Here is a 23,726-nt window from a genome sequence, read left to right as displayed (position 1 = left end):
GATGTCAATAGAGAAGATATCTATTTTATTTCTCGTCTGGGGACTGAATTACACGGCACATCCCTGCCCGACGACAGGCGGGGGTCTTCCGACTTCGTCCCGATAGCTATCGGGATCCGTCCCCATTGAAGAAGAATATAGGTAACTGGCTTAGAAGCGTATATCCATTAATTGAATTGTCAATTTTGCTTACTTCTTCCTTTTTACGAAAGGGTGGGAAAAAGTTTTGCCTGATTCCCAATCACCTCCCTTTTCAAACCTGGCTGTTTTGATTTTGAGCAACCTGTATATTTCTTCTTTTTCAAACTCCCTGACCTCCCCCGAAGCAAAACCGGCAATGGTCAAATTCTCCATAGACCACCTGACCAGCCGCAACGTGGGATAACCAACCGCTGCTGTCATTTTCCGAACCTGCCTGTTTTTTCCTTCGGTAAGTGTCAATTGGATCCAAGAATCAGGTACAGATTTTCTATACCTGATCGGCGGATTTCGATCCGGAAGCGGTGGAATTTCAGGGAGGATTTTGGCAAAAGCTTTTTTGGTTTTATACATCTTTCCGTCGACATTGATTTCAGTCCCGGACTGGAGTTGAAGGATCGCCTCTTCAGTCGGTATTCCCTCCACCTGTGCCAGATAGGACCTCAGATGACCGAATTTCGGATCAAGCAAGTAGTGGTTTAGCAGTTTGTCATCTGTAATTAAGAGGAGTCCTTCACTGTCTTTGTCCAAGCGACCGACAGGATATATGTCCGGCGGAAAATTGGCCACTTTCTTCAAGGTATCCTCCTCACCGCTGAATTGGCTAAGGATCCCAAATGGCTTATAAACGACGAAGTATCTGTTGTTTGGCATAAAATTATTTGGCAAATTACAGGTATTATTGAAATCCATTTCAGTTTAAATTACAATTATGAAATCCATCTTGGTAAAAATCAAAACCTCAGAGGAAGAAAAAATCCTTACAGATTTTTTAGAAAGCAAGGATTATGACTTCGAAAAAAACCCTGATGATGGTGAATTGACTTATATCAACCAAATACTAGATATCGCTGAAAAAGAAATTTTGGAAGGGAAAACCTCATCGCATAATTTGGTAATGGATCAGATCCGGGAAAAATATGGATTATGAGATTATCTGGACAAACAAAGCAAAATTGACTTTTGGAGAAATTTGCGATTATATATATAATTTTTTTGGCGAAAAAGCATTGGAAGTCTTTATTGTCAGGACAGAAATTTTTATAGAAGTAATTCAAAAATCTCCTAATATTTTCAAAAAATTTCAACCTCGTCCAAATGTCAGACATGGTTTTTTACACAAAAACACGACGCTGTTTTATAAAATAGATGAGGATAAAAAAAGGGTTTATCTGATGCTTTTTTGGGACAACAGACAAAACCCTATCAATCTAAATCTGGAATAATATCAGCTTCCGCAACCGATGCAGTCAAAATGGCTGTCCATAGGCTTCACGCCTTTGAGTTGCATTTCGAGGTTGTGGATTTGGTCACGGGCTTCCATGTCTTGGAACATGTTGCCGGTCAAGGTGCCTTTCAGGTTGTCGATTTCCTGTTCGATGGCAGATTTTTGTTCAGTTGTCATTTTCAAATGGATTTAAGTGGTTACAGCATCCAATATAAAAAAGTTCTTTATTTTTTGTAAGTGCATGGAAGCCTTTGCAAAAATTTTTCTTCCTGTACAAAATTGAATCCCAAGTAAAATTTGTTGCCATTGGGTTTTCAAAACTTTAAATTTCTGAAAATATCCCACAAAATGCTCGACAATCCCACGATCCAAAAACTCACTGAATACAGAAAAACCCTTCACCAATTTCCCGAACTTTCCGGTCAGGAAAAAGAAACGGCAAAAAGAGTCCAAGACTTTTTCTCCAGATTGAATCCCGACAAAACCATCACAGGACTCGGAGGAACAGGTTTGGCTTTTGTTTTTCAGGGAAAAGATCCAGGGCCGACCACTTTATTCCGCTGTGAATTGGATGGGTTACCGATCAAAGAGGAAAACAGTATTTCCCATCTCAGTACAATCCCAAACACCTCCCATGTCTGTGGGCATGACGGACACATGGCTATTGTCAGTGGCTTGGGTTCTTACTTTTCTACCAATAAACCCCAAAAAGGACGGATAATCTTACTTTTCCAGCCTGCCGAAGAAACAGGAGAAGGGGCAGAAGCAGTTATCAAAGACCCCAAATTCGCTGAAATCCAACCGGATTTTGCTTTTGCCCTTCATAATCTTCCCGGATATCCTCTTCATCAGATTTTGATCAAGCAAGGCCCTTTTGCCGCGGCATCTGTGGGGATGAGTATTCATTTCAAAGGTAGAAACTCGCATTCTGCCCATCCCGAAGCGGGAAATAGCCCGGCCGAGGCCATGGCCAAAACCATTGTGGCATTGGAAAAACTTCCTCAAGGAATCGAAAAGTTTTCCCTTGTTACCGTCATCCATGCGGAGTTGGGAAGTATTGCCTTTGGGACCACTCCCGGTACCGCCGTGGTCAGGGCGACCTTACGGGCATTTGAAAATGAAACCCGGGACCTCTTGGTTTCTTATGCCGAACAATTGGCTACACAAATTGCCGAAGAATATGGATTGGGAGTTTCTTTTGGTTATGTAGAAAGTTTCGCTGCGACACACAATAATCCGGAGGCATGGCAAATTGGTTTGGATGCCGCCAAAAAATTGAATTTGGATATCCGCCATGTCGAAAAACCGTTCAGGTGGTCAGAAGATTTTGGCCTTTTTTCTTCCCATACCAAAACATTGTTGTTTGGTCTAGGGTCAGGATTGGATCATCCACAACTCCATGAACCCAATTTTGATTTTCCCGATGAGTTGATAGAGACAGGTGTCAGCATGTTTGCAGAAATTGCCAAGACGCTCCATGATTAACCAAAATATCCAATCCGATTTGGTTCACTTTCCCGATTTCCATACCCATCAAAAAGGTAATGTCTTCAGCATTTTCAATGTCCTTCCTGACGATGGCATTCCGAATCAGTGTTTTTCATGGGGAATCCATCCTTGGTATCTGAATGAGAATTGGGAGAAGGAATTGGAAAAAATAGCCGCTTCATCCTCAAATCCTCAGTTGCTTGCAATCGGTGAATGCGGCTTTGACCTGATCAAAGGATCTGGACCAAAAGTACAGATGAAGGCCTTTGAGGCGCAGGCACAATTGGCTAAAAAGATTGGAATTCCACTCATCCTCCATTGTGTCAAAGGAACACATTTGCTTCAGGAATACTTAAAAAACCATCCCGAACCACCAACAATCATTTGGCATGGATTCAACCAAAATCCTCAAATCGCAGAAAAATTATTGTTTTTTCCGATCTACTTTTCTTTTGGCAAAGCCATATTGAAACAGAATTCCAATGCCCAACAATGGATAGAGAAGTGTCCCCTGGAAAAGATTTTTTTTGAAACGGACAATTCGGACATTCCAATTTCTGAGATTTATCAACAAGCTTCTTTACTTTTGGGCCTCTCCACCATGCAACTTGCAGATCAGGTCATGGAGAATTGGAACAGGATTTCAAATAGGAAAATGACATGAGTGAATTTGCTTGGCTGTCTAGGACGGAACTGATAACAGGAATAGAAGGCCTGGAAAAACTTTCGAAGAAACACGTTTTGGTGGTGGGTCTGGGGGGAGTCGGTTCCTTTGCTGCAGAACTGATTTGCCGTGGCGGAATCGGCGAGATGACCATTATCGATGGGGACGTGGTGGACATCAGCAACTGCAATAGACAACTTCCCGCTACCCAAAAGAATCTTGGCCAGTCCAAAGCAGAATGGATGGAAGAAAGACTGCTTAGCATCAACCCCAACCTGAAAGTACATGTCGTCAAGGAGTTTTTGAGACCTGCAGCGATGACTCAACTTTTGGAAGCAAACAAATTTGACTTTGTGGTGGATTGTATTGACAGCCTGTTGCCAAAACTTCACCTGATAGAAGGTGCGATGAAAAAAGGATTTCCCTTGGTAAGTTCGATGGGTGCAGGGGGCAAAATAGATCCTACCCAAGTAAAAATCGCGGATATCTCCGAGACCCACAGCTGTAAACTTGCCCAAATGGTCCGAAAACGGTTAAAAGCCAAAAATATCGGTGGAGGGTTTAAGGCAGTATTTTCCACTGAACTCTATATCAAAGAAAGCCTGATGATGACAGATGGCAGCAATTTCAAAAAATCGGCTTATGGAACCATGTCTTTTTTGCCGGCAACCTTTGGCTGCGTCACGGCATCTGTAGTGATCAATGATCTATTGAAAAGCTAGGCTAGTAATTTTGTCTGACTTAGGATTGGAAATGGTATAAAAACACCAATACGCCTGTGAAAGCAGGTTTTTTTTGGTCTTTGATTTCCAACTTCACATTGACTTCTGCTTTGACGGTTCCGCGGAGGTTGACTACATTTTTCAGATTGGCATTGAGTCTGACTTCATTATTGACCAATACTGCCTGGGCAAATCTCAAGCTTTCGATCCCGTAATTGACCATCATCTTGAGGTTGTTGACATGGATGACCTGATCCCAAAGGTAGGGCACCAAAGACAGCGTCAGGTAGCCATGGGCAATGGTATCGCCAAAAGCACCTTCTTTTTTTGCACGTTCGGGATCAGTATGGATCCACTGATGGTCAATGGTGGCGACAGCAAACTGATTGATCTGTTCTTGGGTAATTTGATGATAGTCAGAGACTCCAAGATCCTGACCTATATACTTTTCGAAATCTTCAAAGCTCCCAATCGTGATTTTGCTCATATAAGCTGATGTTTTTTAAAATTTAAAGGTAAAAAAATTTATCTGGCGATGGAAGCCGGTTGAAAAAAACAGGAGAAATGACAAAAACAGGTCAATTTCAAACGGGCTATGCATCATATAAAATTAAATTTTTCTCAACACTTTCATTATTCAACTATACCAATAAATTTGTAATGCTTGAATCCCTATTTATGAGTATCAAAAATTTTCAAACCCTAACTGCCGCAGCTTTTCTTTTTATTTCAGGGATTTGTTATTCACAGGAAGTAGTTCCCCATTACTCCATTTTGGAAAAAAAGGATTACATCACCTTAAATCCAGATTATACTGTCACTTTCAAATCTCTCCTCACGCTAAATATTTGGGATTCCAGAGGATTGAGCCATGCCAAGAGAGTCCTTCCTGTAGACAAGCTGAACCAAGTGACAAATTTTGAAGTCACAGTAACCAATTTGTCAACTTCCAAAGTGGTAAAAAGGGTCAAGCTGAAAGATCTCAAAGAAGTGTCATACATAGATGATGGGAGTATTTTTGTGGATACCAAATACAAAGTCTTTGAATTGGAGGGCGTTACCTTACCTGTAAAAGTCGACATTGTAGAAGAACGCTTAAGGACTACAAACTTTTTTTTGGGTTCTTGGAATCCCCAATATTACTCTAACCAAAAAATAAAGTCTGCCAGCTTAGAGGTAGTTTATCCAAAAGAACTTGGATTGAGATTCAGGCTAAACCATCTGGATTCCACATCTTCTACATCTCAGGAAGGAAATAAAGTAAAGTTGAATTGGAATTTGGAAAACCTCAATGCCTTTGACGAGACGAAGAATTCTGATTCCTTACCATCGTTGGACCTTGCTCCAAAAAAATTCGCCCTCGAAGGTTATGTTTCTGATATGGAAAATTGGGATGGTTTTGGTCGCTTTATCAGTTTGCTGATTGACAAGAAAGATGAGCTTCCGGAAGACTTCAAATCAGAAGTCCATCAGATGACTGCAGGTTTGGAGGATGATTATGAAAAAATCTCAGTCATCTATAAATATCTCCAAAAGAACTACCGCTATGTGGTCATTTTCTTAGGGATAGATGGATGGGAACCCAGAAATGCTTCCGATGTAATCCAAACGAAATATGGAGAATGCAAAGCTTTGACCATACTCATGAAAGCCATGTTAAAGGAAGTCGGGATCGATTCACAATATTCTTTGGTCTACGCAGGTGATGAAAAAGTACCTTTGGAATCTGATTTTCCAATTAATAGCTTCAATCACGCTTTTTTACGGGTGCCATTGGGAGAGGAGCTTCTTTGGCTGGAGTGTACGAATAATTATCTTCCAGCGGGTTTTTCGGGAAATTTTACAAAAGACAGGGATGTTTTGGTAGTTACCGAAAACGGGGGATTTTTGGAAAGGACACCCGATTACAGGGAATTCAGATTCAATACGGTCCAAAACCAATACAATATCCAAATACAGGAAAACGGAGACGGTACTTTTACCGGAAACAGTTCTTTTCAGGGATTTCCGGCTATAGATTTTTTTGCTTTGAATCAATTTTTGGATGACAATCAAAGGAAAAATTACCTCAATAAAAATATTGGAGGAAGCGGAATAATTATCAAGGAATATCAGATTGAAACAAACAATCAAAGAGAGGTTCCCGTAGCATCCGTTGCTTTTGATGGCAATATCCAGCGGTTTGGACAGCAGACCACCAAGCGGATCATTTTTCCGACCCATATCAAAAAGATCGATATGGACATGTTGGGCAATGGTCTTCTAAATTTACAGGAAGAAATCACCATCAGGTCTGACAGAAAAACAGAAATAGAAACAGGAGTTTCAAATTTTGAATTAAAAGAAGATCACTTTTCCTACTTCGTAGACAGTCAAATCAGCCCTGATGGTACCATCACCATCAGTAACAGACTTGAAATCACTCTGCCCAAAGAAATCAGTGAAGAAGACAAATCAAAAACTATCGCCCGAATCAACACCCAATTGGCAAGAAACATCATCCTCAAAAAATCTGAATGACATGAGACGATCGAACGTAATCTTTTTTTTCCTGGCCTTTTCTTTAAATTTATCCCTCTTGGCCCAGGATATTAAGTTTGGAAAATATTCCCAATCAGAATTGGAACTGACCAAAGTGGACTTTGAACCGGAGGCAGCTTCAGTAGTCTTGGAGGAAATTTCCAACAACCATTTCATGGGCACTATTCAGCATTCCACTATCCATCGCAGGATAAAAATCCTAAAAGAAAGCGGAAAGGATGTAGGAAATGTAAGTATTACATTCTATGCCGGCGACGGTATCCAAAATGTCACCAAGCTAAATGCACAGACGATAAACATTGAAAACGGAATTGAAAAAATAACGAAACTCAGTAAAGATGATTTTTTCGAAGTAGATCTAGACGACAATTATAAAGAAGTCAGGTTTACATTTAAAGATGTCAAAGTGGGCTCCATTATAGAGTACTCTTACCTGAAAACTGACAAAAGCATCACTTTTCTTGATTCTTGGGTATTCCACAATCCAATACCGACCATGAAGTCCACTTACACTATAGAAGTGCCTTCTTTTTTGAATTATAACTTTCTAGCCCAGGGCGAAAAAACCCAAAGCTGCAAATACCAGACAAATTATCCAGGAACATACAGTTGGACAGTATCCAATTTGAGTGCCATCAAGAATGAACCGATGATGTCCAATTACCAGGATTTCATAGAAAAGATAGACTTCCAACTCGCGGGTTATGCCTTTTCCAATTCGGCAACTTATGGAGGCGGAGGTTCAGGATTCAAAGAAACCTATACCACATGGCAGGAATTGACAGAAAGCATCAGTGAGTTTGACCTTTTTGTCCATTACCTTAATCCTAATGCAGGAGAAAAAAGCCAGATTTTAACCTTTGTCCCAAAAGGTGAGACAGAGATACAAAAGGCCAAAGACGTTTATAATTTTGTCACAGAGAAATATAGCTATAATGGGGAATACAGCCCATTTCCTTCCAAAAATCTAAGAGCGATGCTCGAATCCCGAACTGGACAGCGTGCAGATATTAACCTGACCTTATTGGCATATCTTCGCCAAAATGGACTGACAGCTTATCCATTGCTGATCAGCAGCAAGGGAAATGGACGTTCACGCTTGGTCGATACACCCTTCTTGGACCAATTCAACCAATTGATAATCTACGCCAAAATAGATGACAAAGAGTACTTTTTGGATGCCACTAACAGTGAAAGACCCTTTGGTTACCTGCCATTGTCCCACCATGTGAGCTATGGCTATATCATGAAGGAAAAAGACAGCGGTTTGATTCCTGTCCAACTTCCACACAGGTCCGGAATCGTTCAGATGGTCAATACTAAATTGGATGAAAACAACCATTTGGTTTCAGAATCTACGGTTAGGTATACAGATTATGATGCATTGAGCAAGATGAATGGCAGTTCAATTGATGAGGTGGATACTTTGAAAAAATACATACTAGGACCTACCCCTGAGAACCTTTTAGATTTTGCGGTGACCGAAAAGACAGACCCTAGAAAGCAACTTGAGGCAAAATTCAAACATTCCTTCGCTGATTTTGATCCCGAAACGACTTTTATCTCTCCCTTTGCTTACACACGTTGGAGTGAAAACCCATTCCAATCCGAGGTCAGAACATTTCCAGTAGACTTCCTCTATACATTTACGGACAATTATACTTCAATCATAGAAATCCCGAAAGGCTATACTGTAGATGACTATCCCCAAGATGCCAACATTTCAATTCCCGGTGGCACTGCGCTATTCACTTATCAAGTTACCCAATGGGAGGGTCAAATCAAGGTAACGGCTTCCATAAGCTTAAAATACCCACTTATCTCACCCTCGGTCTATCCTGATCTCAAATACTTTATGGAGATCCTTACCACCAAACTCAAAGAGCCTGTGGTCCTCAAAAAAACAGCAAATCCCTGATAGCCTCATGGTGTTTTAAAATGAGCGGGAATTCTTCTTTCTTTGCGAAATAATCCAAGACTCATGAGCGGCACATCCACTCCCAAATACATCCACGGCTATCAGGAAGAAGAGCAGGAAAGGCTTAGGGAACAGGCTTTGGTGATCGAAAGGCCCATTTATGATTTTATTGATTTTTCGGAGGTAAAGGAACTGCTCGAAATCGGCAGTGGCGTGGGTGCACAGACCGAAATCCTCATGAAGAGATTTCCCCATCTTTCTATCACGGGAGTGGAATATGAATCCCGTCAGATAGCCAAAGCCAAGGAAAACATGGCCAAGGCTGGTTTTGGGGAAGATCAGGTAAGATTCATCCATCAGGATGCCAAAAACCTAAAACTCCACAGACAATACGATGGGGCTTTTATCTGTTGGGTTTTAGAGCACATTCCCAATCCTATCGAAGTGCTTGTCAGCATGAAACCGTTTCTGAAGCCCGGAGCAATGGTTTCTATCACGGAGGTTTTCAACGCAACTTTCTACACTTATCCGATAATGCCTGCCATTATGGATTATTGGAAAATATACAATGAGTACCAAGTCCACATTGGAGGCGATCCACAGGTAGGGGCAAAACTTGGTGATTTGTTGTCCGAATCAGGATACCGTGACATCAGCCTCAGGAGTGGGGGATTTCACCTTGACAGCCGTCACCCCGAAGAAAAAAGTACGGTTTTTTCTTATTGGAAAAACCTGATGAACAGTGGCGCTCCCGCCTTGTTATCAGAGGGATTGATCACTGAGAAGCAAATAGAAGAAATGCTTTCCGCCATGGAAGAACTTCAGAATATGCCAAATTCAGTTTTTTATTATAGATTTATCCAAGCCACCGCTTTTGTATAAACCACATGAAATTCATCAAGAAAATCTTCCGATTCATTTTTAAAATTGCCCTTTGGTTTTTCATCATTTCTATAGGCCTAACCCTTATTTATAGATTTATCCCTGTTCCGGTGACACCATTGATGGTGATCCGACTTTGGGAACAGGCTTGGGACGAAAAGAAAGATGTCAGGTTATACAAAGATTGGGTATCTATTGACAATATTTCCAAAAACATGCCCCAAGCGGTCTATGCTGCTGAAGACCAAAAATTCTTGGAACACAACGGCTTTGACTGGAAGGCAATGGAAGAAGCCTGGGAGAAAAACAAAAAAGGAAAGCGGATCAAAGGTGCCAGCACCATCAGTCAGCAAACGGCCAAAAACGTCTTCCTTTGGCCATCTAGAAACCTCATAAGAAAAGGATTGGAAGCGTATTTTACATTTTTGATAGAAACTATCTGGACCAAAGAACGGATCATGGAAGTATATCTCAATGTCATCGAAATGGGTCCGGGGATTTATGGCATCGAAGCGGCTTCACAGACTTTTTATAACAGGCCGGCATCCAAACTCACCCGTCAGCAGGCGGCTATGATTGCGGCTGTATTGCCCAATCCCATCCGTTGGTCACCGGCAAAACCAACCGGCTATATCCGGGGCAGGCAATCCTGGATTTTGCGGCAGATGAATAACCTTGCGCCAATAGGGTTTGGGAGTTGAGAAATCGATTTTTGTTTTGAATTTTTGAAAACTGAGTTCCTTTAGGAAATAAAGGACTAAGTTGTTATTTTTATTTAAGCTGAGTCTAATTGTAGAATTTCAAAATAGCTTGATTTGATCACCCGAAATAAATCTTATTTGATATGGCAAAAAACAGAATACTCAAGGTTGAAAAGCTAGATATCGTTTTGGTTTCCCAAAATGATTCAGATTATATCTCTTTAACTGACATGGCTAGATATAGAGATGCTGAGAGAACAAATTACATTATTCAAAACTGGTTGCGAACAAGAAGTGCAATTGAGTTTTGCGGATTGTGGGAACAGTTAAACAATCCTAATTTTAAACGCATCGAATTCGATGCGTTTAAAAATGAATCCGGGGCAAACGGTTTTTCTCTAACACCTCAGAAATGGATCGAATCCACTAATGCTGTTGGAATTATTTCTAAATCAGGTAGGTATGGGGGGACATTTGCTCACCGGGATATAGCTTTTGAATTTGCATCTTGGATTAGTGCAGAGTTTAAGCTGTATTTGATTACAGAATTTCAAAGGCTTAAGGCCGATGAAAACAACAGGCTAAAATTAGAATGGAACCTGCAGCGGACCTTAGCAAAAGTCAACTATCACATTCATACAGATGCGATCAAAGAAAATTTAATCCCCAAAGAGTTGAGTAAAACCCAAATTAGCCATATATATGCCAATGAGGCTGATTTGTTGAATGTGGCAATGTTCGGGATAACAGCTAGGCAATGGCGCGATGCCAATCCAAATACAGTTGGAAATATCAGAGACCTTGCATCTTTGGAGCAACTTGTAGTCCTGAGCAATCTTGAAAGTATCAATGCAGTATTGATCCATCAGGGATTACCACAATCAGATAGATTGGTACAATTAAACAAAATCGCTATTACACAAATGAATTCATTGGTAGGAAACAAAAGTTTGAAAAAATTAGAATAGGTAATCACTTTCCTGACTTTAGGAAGATGGTATCACATCAACTTAAGCACTTCCTCTATATATTCCCTGCTGTTAGAAAGCCTTGGAACTTTGTTTTGGCCTCCCAATTTTCCTTTAGATTTCAGCCATTTTTCGAAAACGCCCTCATGGACAAAATGGATTTTTGGCGCAATCAGCGCCAAGTCCTTGTACCGCTTGGCATCATAATCAGAATTGACTTCCCGTAGCGTGGCATCCAAGGTTTCAAGAAATTTTTGCTCATCTGAAGGGAACTGCCTGAATTCTATGATCCATTCGTGTGCGGCTTTGCTTTTGGAATCTCCAAAATAAATCGGAGCTGCAGTGTAATTGGTAATAGTAGCATTGGTCGCTTCTGCTGCTGCTTGAATGGCCTTATCGGCATTTTCTACGATCACTTCCTCACCAAATGCATTGATAAAGTGCTTGGTCCTGCCGGAGATTTTGATGCGGTATGGCGAGGTATTGGTAAACTTGACCGTATCCCCGATGGCGTATCTCCAGAGACCGCCATTGGTAGTGATTACCATCGCATAGTTTTTACCTACTTCTACTGCTGAAAGTGGCAAAACATTTGGCGATTCTTTGGACATTTCTTCCATTGGAATAAATTCATAAAAAATCCCATAATCCAACATCAACAAAAGTTCTTCAGACTCCTTTTGATCCTGAATTCCAAAAAAGCCCTCCGAAGCATTGTAAATTTCCAAATACCGCATTTTGGAAGACGGGATCAACTCCCGGAATAGTTTGCGGTAAGGACCAAATGCAACTGCCCCGTGAAAAAACACTTCAAGATTGGGCCAGACATCAAGGATATTTTTGGCGTTTTTGAGTTCAAGGATTTTCTGGATCAGGACGATGGTCCAAGTCGGTACCCCGGCGATGCTGACTACGTTTTCATCCATCACCTCATTTGCCATTCGCTCGATTTTGGATTCCCATTCACCCATCAGTGCCACATCCAGACTCGGGGTTCTTGCAAACTGAACCCAAAGGGGAAGATTGTGCATGATGACCGCAGAAATGTCCCCAACCTGGCTTTCACTTTCTCCATTGAATGGATTTTTGGAAAGACTGCCCCCGATACTCAGGCTTTTGCCCGTAAATAGCTTGCTGTCCTGGTAGTTGTTTACATACAGAGAGAGCATGTCTTTTCCCCCTTTGAAATGACAGTCTTCCAGTGATTCTTCTGAAACAGGAATATACTTGCTCCTGCTCGATGTAGTACCTGAGGATTTTGAAAACCAGATGATATCGGAAGGCCAAAGGACATTTTGGGTTCCTTTCATCGTCTTCTCGATATAGGGCGTTATCTGTTCGTAGCTATGGATCGGAACTTGTTTTGCAAAATCATCATAGGACAAGATTTTTGAAAAGTTATACTTTTTTCCAAATTCTGTGTCTTCTGCTTTTTCGACAAGTTCTTTCAAAAGCTTTTCCTGAACTTCAATCGGGTTTGTTTTAAAATTTTCGATCTGACCTATCCTGTTCTTAAAAATCCAGGTCATAAAAGTATTGACGACTTCCATCAGTGAAAAACTTTGCGTTTGAGTACAAATTGTTGTCCTAAATACACCCTTCTGACCTGCTCATCAGCTGCCAATTCTTCAGCAGTTCCGGCCTTGAGCAGTTTTCCTTCAAACATCAGGTAAGCCCTGTCTGTGATGGAAAGCGTCTCGTTGACATTATGGTCCGTGATCAGAATTCCGATATTTTTGGTCTTCAGCTTGGCGACGATGCCTTGGATTTCCTCTACAGCTATAGGATCCACGCCTGCAAATGGCTCATCCAACAAAACAAATTTTGGATCCACAGCAAGAGCACGGGCAATCTCCGTCCGCCTTCTTTCGCCTCCGGAAAGTACCATGCCCAAGTTTTTTCGTACATGTGTCAGACTGAATTCCTCCAATAGTGTTTCCACTTTTTCCTTTCGTTCGGCTTTGGATTTGTTGGTCATCTCCAATACAGCCATGATGTTTTCCTCCACGGAAAGTTTTCTAAAAACGGAAGCCTCCTGAGCGAGGTAACCGATTCCCAATTTGGCCCTTTTGTACATGGGCAGTTTGGTGATATTTTGGTCTTCCAAATAAATCTCCCCTTCATTTGGTTGGATTAGGCCCACGATCATGTAAAAAGAAGTCGTTTTTCCCGCACCGTTAGGTCCAAGCAATCCCACGATTTCTCCCTGCTGAACCTCCACCGAAATGTTGTTCACCACCCTTCGGCCTTTGTAGATTTTAACAAGGTTGTCTGCCCTCAGCTTCATCATCAATCAAATTTTATGTCTTTCACGTACAGTTGCAAGCTGCTGTTGTTCCTAAAAGTATTCTCCCGGATTTCAAAAGCCAAATCAAAACGCATTTTTCGGTTCAGCATCTTGTAAATGATCTCATCCGGATAAATGGTTTTGTCAGCCATTCCAAAAGCAATACAAACTGGTTTGGTCTCCTGACCATCCTGCACCACATTGAACCTCAGGTGTTTGTCTTTCAATACACGCACATCTTCCGCATATACTTGGTTTACACAAAATATCGGTTCAGGATTGCCTGGTCCAAATGGTGCCATTTGTTTCAAAATATTGAAAAACCTGTAATTGATCTGATCCAACAGGATCTCATCATCCACCTCAAGAACAGGTTTCATATGGATTTCATTGATCCTTGCACTGACTACAGCTTCAAATTTATCCTGAAAAGCAGGAACATTGCCCACTGAAAGGGTCAGTCCCGCAGCGTACTTGTGCCCTCCAAACTGCTCCAAGAGGTCGCTGCATTCGCTTATGGCTTCGTATATGTCAAAGTCAAAAACCGATCGCGCACTTCCGGTGGCTTTGTTGTTGGACTCGGTGAGGATGATAGTAGGACGGTAATATTTCTCTATACACCTTGACGCAACAATTCCGATTACACCTTTGTGCCAATCTTCTTTGAATAGCACCGTGGTCTTCCTGTGACTGATTTCCTCCATCCCCTGAATCATGCTAAGTGCCTCTTTGGTGATGTTTTCATCAAAGTTTTTGCGGGCAGCATTTACGGTGTCCACGATTTCGGCTCTCGCAAGGGCGTCCTCCAGATCATCAGAGATCAATAATTCTACAGAAGCTTTGGCATGTTCCAACCTCCCTGAAGCATTGATTCTCGGTCCGATTTTGAATACAATATCTGAAATTTCTATTTCCTTTTCTATTTTGCTCCTTAGGATCAATGCTTTCAGCCCGGGTCTTGGGTTGTTGTTGATCTTCTCAATTCCATAATAAGTCAGAATTCTGTTTTCTCCTGTAATCGGGACAATATCTGCGGCGATACTTACGGCGAGTAAATCCAGATAGGCCATTACTTTGGCAGGATCGTCATTTCTGTAAGCAGAAAATGCCTGAACCAATTTAAAACCGACTCCACAACCGCTCAATTCTTTATAAGGGTATTCGCAGTCATTTCTCTTTGGATCCAAAATGGCCACCGCAGGGGGCAAAATATCTCCGGGAGTGTGGTGGTCGCAAATGATAAAATCGACTCCGAGCTCTTTTGCCAAAGCTACCTTTTCGATGGCTTTGATCCCGCAATCGAGAGAAACTACCAAACTGAAATTGTTCTCAGCCGCAAACCGTACACCTTTCTCGGAAATGCCATATCCCTCTTTGTACCTGTCTGGAATATAAAAACTGACATGGGAATAAAATTGCTTCAAAAACCCATAAAACATGGCCACGGAGGTGGTACCATCTACGTCATAATCTCCGTAAACCAGTATTTTTTCCTCTTTATGGATAGCCAATGCCAATCTTTCCACAGCCTTGTCCATGTCCTTCATCAAATAAGGATCATGTAACTTATCCGGATCCGGTCTAAAAAAATCTTTGGCTTTCTGAAAAGTATCCACCCCTCTGTTGACAAGCATATTTGCCAAGGTCTGGTTGAGATTGATTTCTTTCCCCAGAGATTCCACGGCTTTAGGATCTGCTTTTTCCCTGATTATCCATTTATACTCCATTTGGCTAAATTACTAAAGTGTTTGCCTTTATTACCTTCGCCTCATTCAATTATTTAGGAAAATTAACACTTGATTGCCCTTAAAAACAAAAAGCCCAATTCCGAATTCGGAATTGGGCTTCATAAATAAAATTTATCATTAATTCATTGCTACCAATTTGACATCCAAAGTGACATCATCGTAGATCAGTTTGTCAGCCAAGTCTTCAAAATAACTTCCTGAACGGTATTTGATATCATATTTTGTCCTGTCAAAGGTAATGGTACCTGTCGCTGTGATTTTTTTGCCTGCTACTTCAACTTTTGCAGGAAAAGTCACTGGTGCAGTGATGCCTTTGATAGTAAGGTCGCCGGTAATCTCATAGTCTTTGCCGTTTGATGTTTTTGCCTGCTTGATCACAAATGTTGATTTATTGAATTTGGCAACTGAGAAGAAGTCATCAGACTTCAAATGGTCTGTCAACCTTTTGTTGGAACCGGCATCGGTGATGTCTTCCACTGTCAGTGCTGTCATGTCCATTTCAAAAGAGCCACCGGTGATTCTTCCTTTGGCATAATCAAGTTTGGCATCCGCCAAAGGCACTTTACCAAAGTGCTCTCCGGTTACTTTCTTTGCTTTCCAGGTAAGCGTACTTTCAGAAATGTTTACTGCAGCCGGCATAGGGCTGTCCACAAAAGTAAGTACTGAAGTCAATAGGATAATTAATGAGGCAATAATTTTCATAATGTGTAATTGTTTTGGTTTGGAGTAAATGTAAAAGAGAGGTTTTTATAACCTCTCTTTTAGACTCATTTGAAATCAAAAAGTTTAATTAAGTTTATTTTTTATTTTTAAAATCAATTAATTATTACCGCGGGAAGATTCTGTGCCTTGAATTTTTCATTGTACTCCCAGATATCATTTTTTATTAGGAGCTTCAAATCGGATTTGTATCCTGCCCATTCTTCGTCCAGATCCAGCAAGCGCTGCTTGGAACCGGCCGTCAATCTTGGGTCATGTACATCTACAGTACTCCTTAAGTCAAAGTATTGGGCATTTAACTGACTCGGAAAATTGATCACATCCTGGAAATTAGCCTGCCGGGTTTCGACAAGTTTGGCTTCCCAATCAACCAATTTTTGGATCAAATCCTGTCCGGCCTGATAGAGCGCTTTGGCATCTTCTTTATCCTTCAACAATGAATTGTGGTGCTCTATCTGACTTTTGACTTTCCTCATGTCATTCACGGATTGGTGGATATCGGTAATGGATAAGGCTGCTTTTTCAAGCAATTCCTGCTGATCCTTCCAATGTTGGGAGCTGATGTTTTTGAGATTGGGATCCTGTACTACCTCTATTTCAGTTTCTGAAACAGCCCCATTGTAACTCAACCTCGCCTTGTATTTTCCCGGTGCTACGCGGTGGCCGCTATAATCCCCATAGACAAAAGCATTGGGGATATCCAGTAGCGTTTCTCCTCTAAAATTCCATGCAAACCTGTTCAATCCTTTTTTGGAAGGAATCACCTGTTCGGGAGAAGGCCCGCCGGAAAAGGGTTTGAAATTGTCATCCTTCATCGAAGAATAAGACCTGATGACTTTGCCTGACCCGTCGAGGATTTCAAGTGTCACTTCCAATGAGTCTACTTTTTCCGGCAAATAGTAATCCAATATCACCCCTGTCTCAGGATTTTGACCGATTCCAGGCGGAAGATCCATCCAAGAAGGAGTGTATCCTTCATACTTGTAAGTTGGCTTTGGGGAATAAATTTTCAGGCCTGAGAAATTCCCTTTAGACTGCTGAAGGGCACTAAGGTCATCCAAAATCCAAAATGCCCTTCCGGCCGTGGAAACAACCATGTCATTGTCCGCAAAAGCAATGTCTGTAACCGGAACTACCGGAAGATTCAACTGCAGTTTTTGCCAGTTCGATCCACCATTGAAAGAAATATAAAAACCTCTCTCTGCTCCTCCATATAAAAGGCCTTTCACTTTTCGGTCCTCTCTGATCACCTTTATAAAATCATCTTTGTCAACTCCTGCATCTATTTTTGTCCAGGTTTTTCCGTAGTCAATAGTCTTGAATGACATATTGGAAAATTCGTTGAACTTGTAGCGCGTCGCGGCAACATAAGCAGTTCCTTTTTCATGAGGGGAGACTTCAATAGACTGGATAAGGCTTTCGGGTAAGCCAGCAGGAGTAATATTTTCCCAGGTTTTTCCACCGTCCTTGGTGATATGGACCAGACCACAATCACTTCCGGTATAAATCACTCCTTTTTCATGGATAGATTCTATGACATAACTTAAGGTGTTGTAATTTTCTCCGCCCGCACCTTCATTGGTGATCGGTGCTCCACCCGGTCCTTGTTTTGATTCCTCATTTCGGGTGAGGTCAGGGCTGATTTCTTCCCATGATAAGCCTCCATCAGTAGTTTTGAAAAGGATATTGCCACCATGGTAAATGGTGTTGTAATCATGCGGAGAAGCAATAACCGGCGCATTCCAATTGAATCGATACCTCATATCCTTGGCATCATAGGCCAAAATATTGGAAGGATATTGCCGGATATCTTTGCTGTGTCCATTTTGGGTATTGAGGACATCTATCAATCCCTGATAACATCCCCCATAAAGCAAGACAGGATTGTTTGGATCAAAAGCAATAAAAGCCGATTCGCAACCCGGACCGATAAACCAATCCTTATCTGTCAATCCGATGTAATTGTTTCTGCTGGCGATGACCAGTGAAGTATTGTCCTGCTGTCCTGCATAGAGTTTATAGGGAAAACCTGCATCCACATTGACCCTGTAAAATTGGGCGGATGGCTGATTGTCTTGGGTAGACCAGCTTTTGCCACCGTCATAGGTGATTTCAGCACCGCCATCATCTCCCAAAATCAGGTTTGTGGGATTTTTGGGATTGATCCAAAGGTCATGCGTATCGATATGTCTGACAGGTACTACTGTGAAATTTTTTCCACCATCTATCGATTTGGTCAAGGGTGAATTGAGGACATAGACCACATCGGCATTGACTGGGTCAGCCTCCACTTCCATATAATACCAAGACCTTGAGGTCAGCAATTGATTGTTTGTCATGTGTGCCCAAGTTTCGCCTCCATTATCCGAGCGATAGACACCGGCTACCGATTTTTCAGCTTCGACAATGGCAAAAACCCTTTCTGAATTCGCCCTTGAGACACTTACACCGATTTTCCCCATTTCTGCTGGAAGACCATTGTTGATTTTTGCCCAAGTATCTCCACCATCTATAGATTTCCAAATACCACAACCTGCCCCGCCACTTTGTACCTGCCAAGGCAATCTGCGGTATTCCCATGTAGCGGCATATAAAATCCTGGGATTGTTGAAATCCATACTTAAGGAGGAAGCTCCCGTATTTGGATCCACATACAATACCTTGGCCCATGTAATCCCTCCATCAGTACTTTTATAAATACCTCTTTCCTCACTTGGCCCGTGTGCAGCACCCTGTGCCGCTACAAAAACAACATCAGGATTATTGGGATGGATGCTGATATCTGAAATGTGCCTAGTCTTTTCCAGGCCCATGTTTTTCCATGTTTTACCGCCATCTGTGGATTTATAAATGCCATCCCCATAAGAGGTCATGACCCCTCGGATCGCATGTTCGCCCATTCCGACATAGATGACATTTGGGTCGGATTCACTTACGGCAATATCTCCCACAGTCCCTGTTTTGAAAAAACCATCGGATACATTATGCCAGGAGATGCCAGCATTTTCTGTTTTCCAAAGTCCGCCACCAGTGTAGCCTACAAAAAATACCTGGTCATTGTTAGGCACTCCGGAAACGGCATTAGACCTGCCTCCCCTAAATGGTCCAATGTTTCTCCATTTGAGTCCTTGATACAATTCTGCATCGAATGCCGGAGGGGGCGGAGGAGTGTTTTTCCCTCTTTGGGAAAATGAAGGAAATGACATGAACAGTATCATGCCAAATAATATTAGTTTTTTCATTCTACTGTATGGTTGATTGGTGTTTTTGAATTTGGTGAAAAAAATTTAGAAAATATAATGCAGAGATTGAATCTCAGAATATTTGAGATTCTAGACCTTTCTAAAACTATAAAGATATGGGGCTTTATGGCTTTTGCCGGTGTATAGTTTTTCATGCCTTTCAAGAATATCCAATCCGAGCATTTTTCTCTGAAAGGTAGTCCTTCGGAGTTTTTGGCCAAAAATGGCTTCATAGACTTGCTGCAATTCATTCATCGTAAACCGCTCCGGTAGTAAATTTCCTCCAATAAGCTTCCTTTCCAGATTTTCCCTCAAGGTCTGCAACGCTTTTGCCACGATGGCACTGTGGTCCAATATCAGGTCAGGCAAATTTTCAATTTCATACCAAGCTATCGAATCGGACAATTCATCCGGAGTCAGGATTACCTTTTCAAAATCTATCAAGGCAAAATAAGAAACTGAAATAAACCTGTCCAACATCCAATGGTCGGGATTTAAATTGAACCCATTGGCAGCAATTATGGTCTGCATCACTTCAGGCTTGAACCTCGAGAGATTTCCAAAAGTATAAAACTGCTCCAGGTAAATATTGTCCAGACCTGTTCTTTCTTTCAGTCCACGTTTTGCTGCCTCATCGAGGTCTTCGTTTTTTCCTACAAAACCTCCGGGCAAAGCCAGCCAGCCTGTATCGTGGTATTCCATGAGCAGGATTTTCAACTTTCCTTTTGAGAAACCAAAAATAACCGAATCAAATGCGATATGGGGTAAAAAACCCTGCGTTTCAAGGACTGTCATACTTGGGTTCGAATGAATAATCCTTCAAGTAAATAGGAAAAATGTTAACAAACAATTATTATTGTCTCAATATGTAACAATAGAACTAAACTCATTCTCAAAATGAAATACGCCCTGTTCACTCTAGTTTTTTTTCTTATGGGTTCATATGCATTGCTTGCTCAGGGAAAAGACGCGTTTCCTGTACAAACAACGATCAAAAACGGTACCATCGAAGGTGATTACAATACCAAAACCGGAATCCAGACTTACTTCGGAGTTCCATTTGCCAAACCTCCGGTAGGAGAATTGAGATGGAAAGCGCCACAATCATTGGATAATTGGAGCGGAGTGAAGGTCACCAAAGAATTTGGACCCCGACCCATGCAGAAACTTATTTGGGGCGATATGAATTCCCGCTCCAACGGCGTGAGTGAAGATTGTCTTTACCTGAATATTTGGACTCCCACCACCAGGACGAGCAAAGATTTGCCGGTTTTGGTCTATTTCTTCGGAGGGGGATTTGTGGCAGGTGACGGTGCCGAGCCGCGGTATGACGGTGAAAGCATGGCCAAAAAAGGCGTCGTCGTCGTGACAGTCAACTACCGACTCAACATCTTTGGCTTCCTTGCGCATCCTGAACTGAGTGCTGAAGCCCCTTACAAAGCTTCGGGAAACTACGCCTTGTTGGACCAAGCAATGGCCCTGAAATGGGTCAATGAAAATATTGCCGCATTCGGAGGAGATCCAAAAAGGGTTACAATTGCAGGTGAATCTGCGGGCTCAATTGCTGTCAGTTACCAAATGGCCTCCCCATTGTCCCGAAACCTGATTGCGGGTGCCATAGGAGAAAGTGGATCAGGTGTTTCTGCTTTGGCCCCGACCACTTTGGCAGAAGCTGAAAAAATCGGAGTAGAATTTCTGCAGAAATTCGGTGTCAAAAGCATTGCCGAAATGAGAAAAATGCCTGCCCGCGATATTTATGAGATGTACAATGAATCAGGCAGGTTTGGATTCCCTGTTGTCCTTGATGGACATGTACTTCCAAAAAGTCTGGTGGAAATATTCAATGCCAGAGAGCAGGCACAGGTTCCTTTGCTTTTGGGTTGGAATACACAGGAAAATCCTGCCGCAGCATTTATGCAGGGTTTACCTAATACCAAAGAAAATTTCATCACCAAAGTAAAGCAGGCTTATCCCAATGATTTTGAGGAAGTGCTGAAACTGTATCCACATGAAACAGAAGAGCAGGTGGCTTACTCTGCCATGGATTTGGCAGGTGACAGGTTTATTTCTTACAGCACCTGGAAGTGGTTTGACCTTCACCGCAGCAACTCCGATCAAGCGGTTTACCGATACCTGTATGCCAAACTGAGACCGCCTTTGGTGGATCAGACTTTGGAAACAGGCCTAGCAGGAGGGACTTCCAAAAGAGCAAACAATGCGCCTCAAAGACCAAAAGACCTCGGCGCTCCACATGCCGCCGAAATCGAATATGCCATGGGAAACCTTCCGCGCATCAAAGAATTTGCATGGACTGAGGATGATTACAAAACTTCAGAAACCATGCTGGAATTCTTCACTAACTTTGTGAAAACAGGAAATCCCAATGGTGAAGGTCTACCCGAATGGCCTAAGGCATTGCCTAAAGATGACAATCCTCCTGTGATGGTGATCAATACAGAATCCAAAACTGTCAAGGCCGCCAATGATGCAAGGTACCGGTTCCATGACAGGTTCTTTAAGAACAACAAATAACTTCGCTCCCTATTAAACCATAGCCCCTTCTGATAATTTCAGAAGGGGATTTTTTTGCGCCCACTATGATTTTTTGAATGATTATATAAAACCTTCCAGGAATGATTTTTGAAAGAATTTAAACTGGTTAAAAAAAATCAAAGCACTCCCAACCCCGCAGCTGCCACGATACCATCTTGGGCAGAAGTCACTCCGGATACGCCTATTGCACCGACTACAATCCCGTCTTTTAAGATTGGTACACCGCCTTCACTGGCAAAAACATTGGGCATGGTCAGCGGTCTTGTGTTCCCCTGATTGACCTGATCCTCAAAAACCTTGGTAGCACGGCGGTAATAAACGGCTGTTTTGGCTTTGTTTTGGGCGATTTCTATACTTCCAAGCTGGACCCCGTCCATTTTCCTGAGTAGTATCAAATGTCCTCCTTCATCCAGAATAGCAATCACCACATTCCAGTTTTCCTGCTTTGCTTTGGCCTCTGCTGCGTCAGCCATCCGCTTTGCTTCTTCTAGGGTAAGTACTGGTTTATGTGTTCCTTGGGCAAAAGCGAATACAGGAAGGAGGAGTAAAACGGTCATTAAGAGCATTTTCATAGGGTTTTGGATTATGTGAAAAATTGGATACCCTTCTAATTTAAGGATTTTTTTGAACGATAGTCCAAAAATGGCTAAATTCAGGATGTTAAGATTTTTGACAACAATAAACCTTAAACCTATTAAATATGAAAAACTTCAACAGGAGGGATACCCTCAAAACCCTCACCCTAATCACCGGAGCAAGTCTTTTTTCCCCATTTAGTCTGATAGCCTCAAGCAATCCCTTGAGAAAAGATAAACTTGGGGTCGCCTTGGTGGGATTGGGTTATTACAGCACCGACTTACTTGCGCCCGGGCTCCAGATTACCAAGCACTGCCGCCTAGCCGGAATCGTTACAGGGACTCCCGCAAAAGCAGAAACCTGGAAAGCCAAATACAACATCCCGGACAAGAACATATACAACTATGAAAATATGTCGGGCATTGCCAATAATCCTGATATCGATGTGATCTATATTGTCCTTCCACCTTCGATGCACATGGAATATGTGGTCAAAGCTGCCGCCACCGGCAAACATGTGTGGTGTGAAAAACCCATGGCCATGACCGTACAGGAATGTCAGACTATGATCGATGCCTGCAAGAAAAACAAAGTGAGTCTTTCGATCGGCTACCGTTGTCAGCACGAACCAAACACCCTTGCTTACCAAAAAATAGTCAAGGAACGCCAGCTTGGTAAAGTATTACAGGTTGATTGTGCAGCAGGGTATAGAGAGGGAAGAACAGACCATTGGAAGCAAAAACGTGAAATGGGTGGCGGTGTGATCTATGACATGGGAGTATATGCCATTCAGGGCGCAAGATTGGGCAGCGGCATGGAACCCATTGCCGTCAACGCCGCGAAAGTATGGACCGAAAGGCCTGAAATCTACAAGGATGGATTGGGTGAAATCGTGGAGGCCCAACTGGAATTTCCCGGTGGCGTGATCGGCAATATCAAAACTTCCTTTGCTGAAAACACCAACTTCCTCAACATCAAATGTGAAAAAGGATTGATCGAAATGGCGCCGTTTTCAGCTTATTCAGGCAATAAAGGAAAAAGCCCATTGGGAGAGATCAACTTTCCTTATGATGTTCCGTGGCAACAAGCCAACCAAATGGACATGGATTCCTTAGCCATCATGGGAGGCAAGCCAATGCCTGTTCCGGGAGAAGAAGGATTGAGAGATATCCGCATCGTCAATGCCATCCTCGAATCCGCCAAAACTGGGAAAAAAGTGATGATTTGATTTATTTTCCCCGCGGATGCCCCAATTTGTCGCAGAATCAATCTGCGAAGATCTGCGTCATC

22 protein-coding genes are annotated in these 23,726 nt (G+C 42.1%); 12 read left to right on the top strand and 10 right to left on the bottom strand.

Annotated features, from left to right (window positions below; genetic code table 11):
* Positions 1–189: 189 nt before the first annotated feature.
* Positions 190–852: a pseudouridine synthase gene (locus DQW11_RS07370; RefSeq protein ID WP_113923709.1), complete on the bottom strand. Its 663-nt coding sequence runs from the start codon at positions 850–852 to the stop codon at positions 190–192.
* A gap of 58 nt (positions 853–910) precedes the next feature.
* On the opposite strand from DQW11_RS07370, the gene DQW11_RS07365 reads away from it, so the two are divergent.
* Entirely contained in the window at positions 911–1,129 is a 219-nt protein-coding gene (locus DQW11_RS07365; protein WP_113923413.1) for a hypothetical protein, read from the top strand.
* Positions 1,119–1,424, top strand: coding sequence for a type II toxin-antitoxin system RelE/ParE family toxin (locus DQW11_RS07360; protein ID WP_113923412.1), 306 nt, complete (start codon positions 1,119–1,121; stop codon positions 1,422–1,424). The genes DQW11_RS07365 and DQW11_RS07360 overlap by 11 nt, the downstream gene beginning before the upstream one ends.
* A 2-nt stretch (positions 1,425–1,426) precedes the next feature.
* On the opposite strand, the gene DQW11_RS22370 is transcribed toward DQW11_RS07360, so the two are convergent.
* Positions 1,427–1,603, bottom strand: coding sequence for a hypothetical protein (locus DQW11_RS22370; RefSeq protein WP_198669865.1), 177 nt, complete (start codon positions 1,601–1,603; stop codon positions 1,427–1,429).
* A gap of 171 nt (positions 1,604–1,774) precedes the next feature.
* On the opposite strand from DQW11_RS22370, the gene DQW11_RS07355 reads away from it, so the two are divergent.
* Genes DQW11_RS07355 through DQW11_RS07345 form a run of 3 tightly spaced genes read left to right on the top strand, consistent with a single transcriptional unit; the run spans position 1,775 to position 4,300 of the window.
* Positions 1,775–2,911 carry an amidohydrolase gene (locus DQW11_RS07355; protein WP_113923708.1) on the top strand — a complete coding sequence of 379 codons (1,137 nt, stop codon included), beginning with the start codon at positions 1,775–1,777 and terminating at the stop codon, positions 2,909–2,911.
* Positions 2,904–3,578: a TatD family hydrolase gene (locus DQW11_RS07350; protein ID WP_113923411.1), complete on the top strand. Its 675-nt coding sequence runs from the start codon at positions 2,904–2,906 to the stop codon at positions 3,576–3,578. Before DQW11_RS07355 ends, DQW11_RS07350 begins: the two co-directional genes overlap by 8 nt.
* Positions 3,575–4,300: a tRNA threonylcarbamoyladenosine dehydratase gene (locus DQW11_RS07345; protein ID WP_113923410.1), complete on the top strand. Its 726-nt coding sequence runs from the start codon at positions 3,575–3,577 to the stop codon at positions 4,298–4,300. Before DQW11_RS07350 ends, DQW11_RS07345 begins: the two co-directional genes overlap by 4 nt.
* Before the next feature lie 19 nt (positions 4,301–4,319).
* Here DQW11_RS07345 and DQW11_RS07340 read toward each other — a convergent pair whose 3' ends face one another.
* Entirely contained in the window at positions 4,320–4,787 is a 468-nt protein-coding gene (locus DQW11_RS07340; protein WP_113923409.1) for a MaoC family dehydratase, read from the bottom strand.
* 173 nt (positions 4,788–4,960) lie between these two features.
* Between DQW11_RS07340 and DQW11_RS07335 the strand changes: the two genes are divergently transcribed.
* The 5 genes from DQW11_RS07335 (at position 4,961) to DQW11_RS07315 (ending at position 11,310) form a co-directional block, all read left to right on the top strand.
* Positions 4,961–6,820: a DUF3857 domain-containing protein gene (locus tag DQW11_RS07335; protein ID WP_198669864.1), complete on the top strand. Its 1,860-nt coding sequence runs from the start codon at positions 4,961–4,963 to the stop codon at positions 6,818–6,820.
* A 58-nt stretch (positions 6,821–6,878) separates the two neighbouring features.
* The gene (locus DQW11_RS07330; RefSeq protein WP_232826703.1) at positions 6,879–8,759 is read left to right on the top strand and encodes a DUF3857 domain-containing protein; all 1,881 of its coding nucleotides are present in this window, start codon (positions 6,879–6,881) and stop codon (positions 8,757–8,759) included.
* A gap of 63 nt (positions 8,760–8,822) precedes the next feature.
* Positions 8,823–9,641: a class I SAM-dependent methyltransferase gene (locus DQW11_RS07325; RefSeq protein WP_113923406.1), complete on the top strand. Its 819-nt coding sequence runs from the start codon at positions 8,823–8,825 to the stop codon at positions 9,639–9,641.
* Positions 9,642–9,646: 5 nt separating this feature from the next.
* Positions 9,647–10,342: a monofunctional biosynthetic peptidoglycan transglycosylase gene (mtgA, locus tag DQW11_RS07320; RefSeq protein WP_113923405.1), complete on the top strand. Its 696-nt coding sequence runs from the start codon at positions 9,647–9,649 to the stop codon at positions 10,340–10,342.
* A 143-nt stretch (positions 10,343–10,485) separates the two neighbouring features.
* Entirely contained in the window at positions 10,486–11,310 is an 825-nt protein-coding gene (locus DQW11_RS07315) for a KilA-N domain-containing protein (RefSeq protein ID WP_113923404.1), read from the top strand.
* A gap of 32 nt (positions 11,311–11,342) precedes the next feature.
* On the opposite strand, the gene DQW11_RS07310 is transcribed toward DQW11_RS07315, so the two are convergent.
* The 6 genes from DQW11_RS07310 to DQW11_RS07285 form a co-directional block, all read right to left on the bottom strand.
* Positions 11,343–12,860, bottom strand: coding sequence for a GH3 auxin-responsive promoter family protein (locus tag DQW11_RS07310; RefSeq protein ID WP_113923403.1), 1,518 nt, complete (start codon positions 12,858–12,860; stop codon positions 11,343–11,345).
* On the bottom strand, positions 12,860–13,597 hold the full coding sequence (lptB, locus tag DQW11_RS07305; RefSeq protein WP_113923707.1) for an LPS export ABC transporter ATP-binding protein: 738 nt from the start codon (positions 13,595–13,597) through the stop codon (positions 12,860–12,862). Before lptB ends, DQW11_RS07310 begins: the two co-directional genes overlap by 1 nt.
* A gap of 2 nt (positions 13,598–13,599) precedes the next feature.
* The gene (gene recJ / locus DQW11_RS07300; RefSeq protein WP_198669863.1) at positions 13,600–15,324 is read right to left on the bottom strand and encodes a single-stranded-DNA-specific exonuclease RecJ; all 1,725 of its coding nucleotides are present in this window, start codon (positions 15,322–15,324) and stop codon (positions 13,600–13,602) included.
* A 138-nt stretch (positions 15,325–15,462) separates the two neighbouring features.
* A complete protein-coding gene (locus DQW11_RS07295; RefSeq protein ID WP_113923402.1) occupies positions 15,463–16,047 on the bottom strand; it encodes a YceI family protein in 585 nt (194 codons plus the stop codon).
* A 113-nt stretch (positions 16,048–16,160) separates the two neighbouring features.
* Positions 16,161–19,307, bottom strand: a complete 3,147-nt coding sequence (locus tag DQW11_RS07290; RefSeq protein WP_113923401.1) for a VPS10 domain-containing protein — start codon at positions 19,305–19,307, stop codon at positions 16,161–16,163.
* A 90-nt stretch (positions 19,308–19,397) separates the two neighbouring features.
* The gene (locus tag DQW11_RS07285; RefSeq protein WP_113923400.1) at positions 19,398–20,102 is read right to left on the bottom strand and encodes an NUDIX hydrolase; all 705 of its coding nucleotides are present in this window, start codon (positions 20,100–20,102) and stop codon (positions 19,398–19,400) included.
* 102 nt (positions 20,103–20,204) lie between these two features.
* On the opposite strand from DQW11_RS07285, the gene DQW11_RS07280 reads away from it, so the two are divergent.
* Positions 20,205–21,839: a carboxylesterase/lipase family protein gene (locus DQW11_RS07280; protein ID WP_113923399.1), complete on the top strand. Its 1,635-nt coding sequence runs from the start codon at positions 20,205–20,207 to the stop codon at positions 21,837–21,839.
* A gap of 137 nt (positions 21,840–21,976) precedes the next feature.
* Here DQW11_RS07280 and DQW11_RS07275 read toward each other — a convergent pair whose 3' ends face one another.
* On the bottom strand, positions 21,977–22,432 hold the full coding sequence (locus tag DQW11_RS07275) for a GlcG/HbpS family heme-binding protein (protein WP_113923398.1): 456 nt from the start codon (positions 22,430–22,432) through the stop codon (positions 21,977–21,979).
* A gap of 128 nt (positions 22,433–22,560) precedes the next feature.
* On the opposite strand from DQW11_RS07275, the gene DQW11_RS07270 reads away from it, so the two are divergent.
* Entirely contained in the window at positions 22,561–23,664 is a 1,104-nt protein-coding gene (locus DQW11_RS07270; RefSeq protein WP_113923397.1) for a Gfo/Idh/MocA family protein, read from the top strand.
* Positions 23,665–23,726: the final 62 nt, after the last annotated feature.

Source organism: Cognataquiflexum aquatile (genome assembly GCF_003316845.1).
In the GTDB taxonomy this organism is placed as follows: Bacteria; Bacteroidota; Bacteroidia; order Cytophagales; family Cyclobacteriaceae; genus Cognataquiflexum; species Cognataquiflexum aquatile.
Note: the sequence above shows the minus strand (reverse complement) of the source record. Positions and strands in the feature narration are given on the sequence as shown.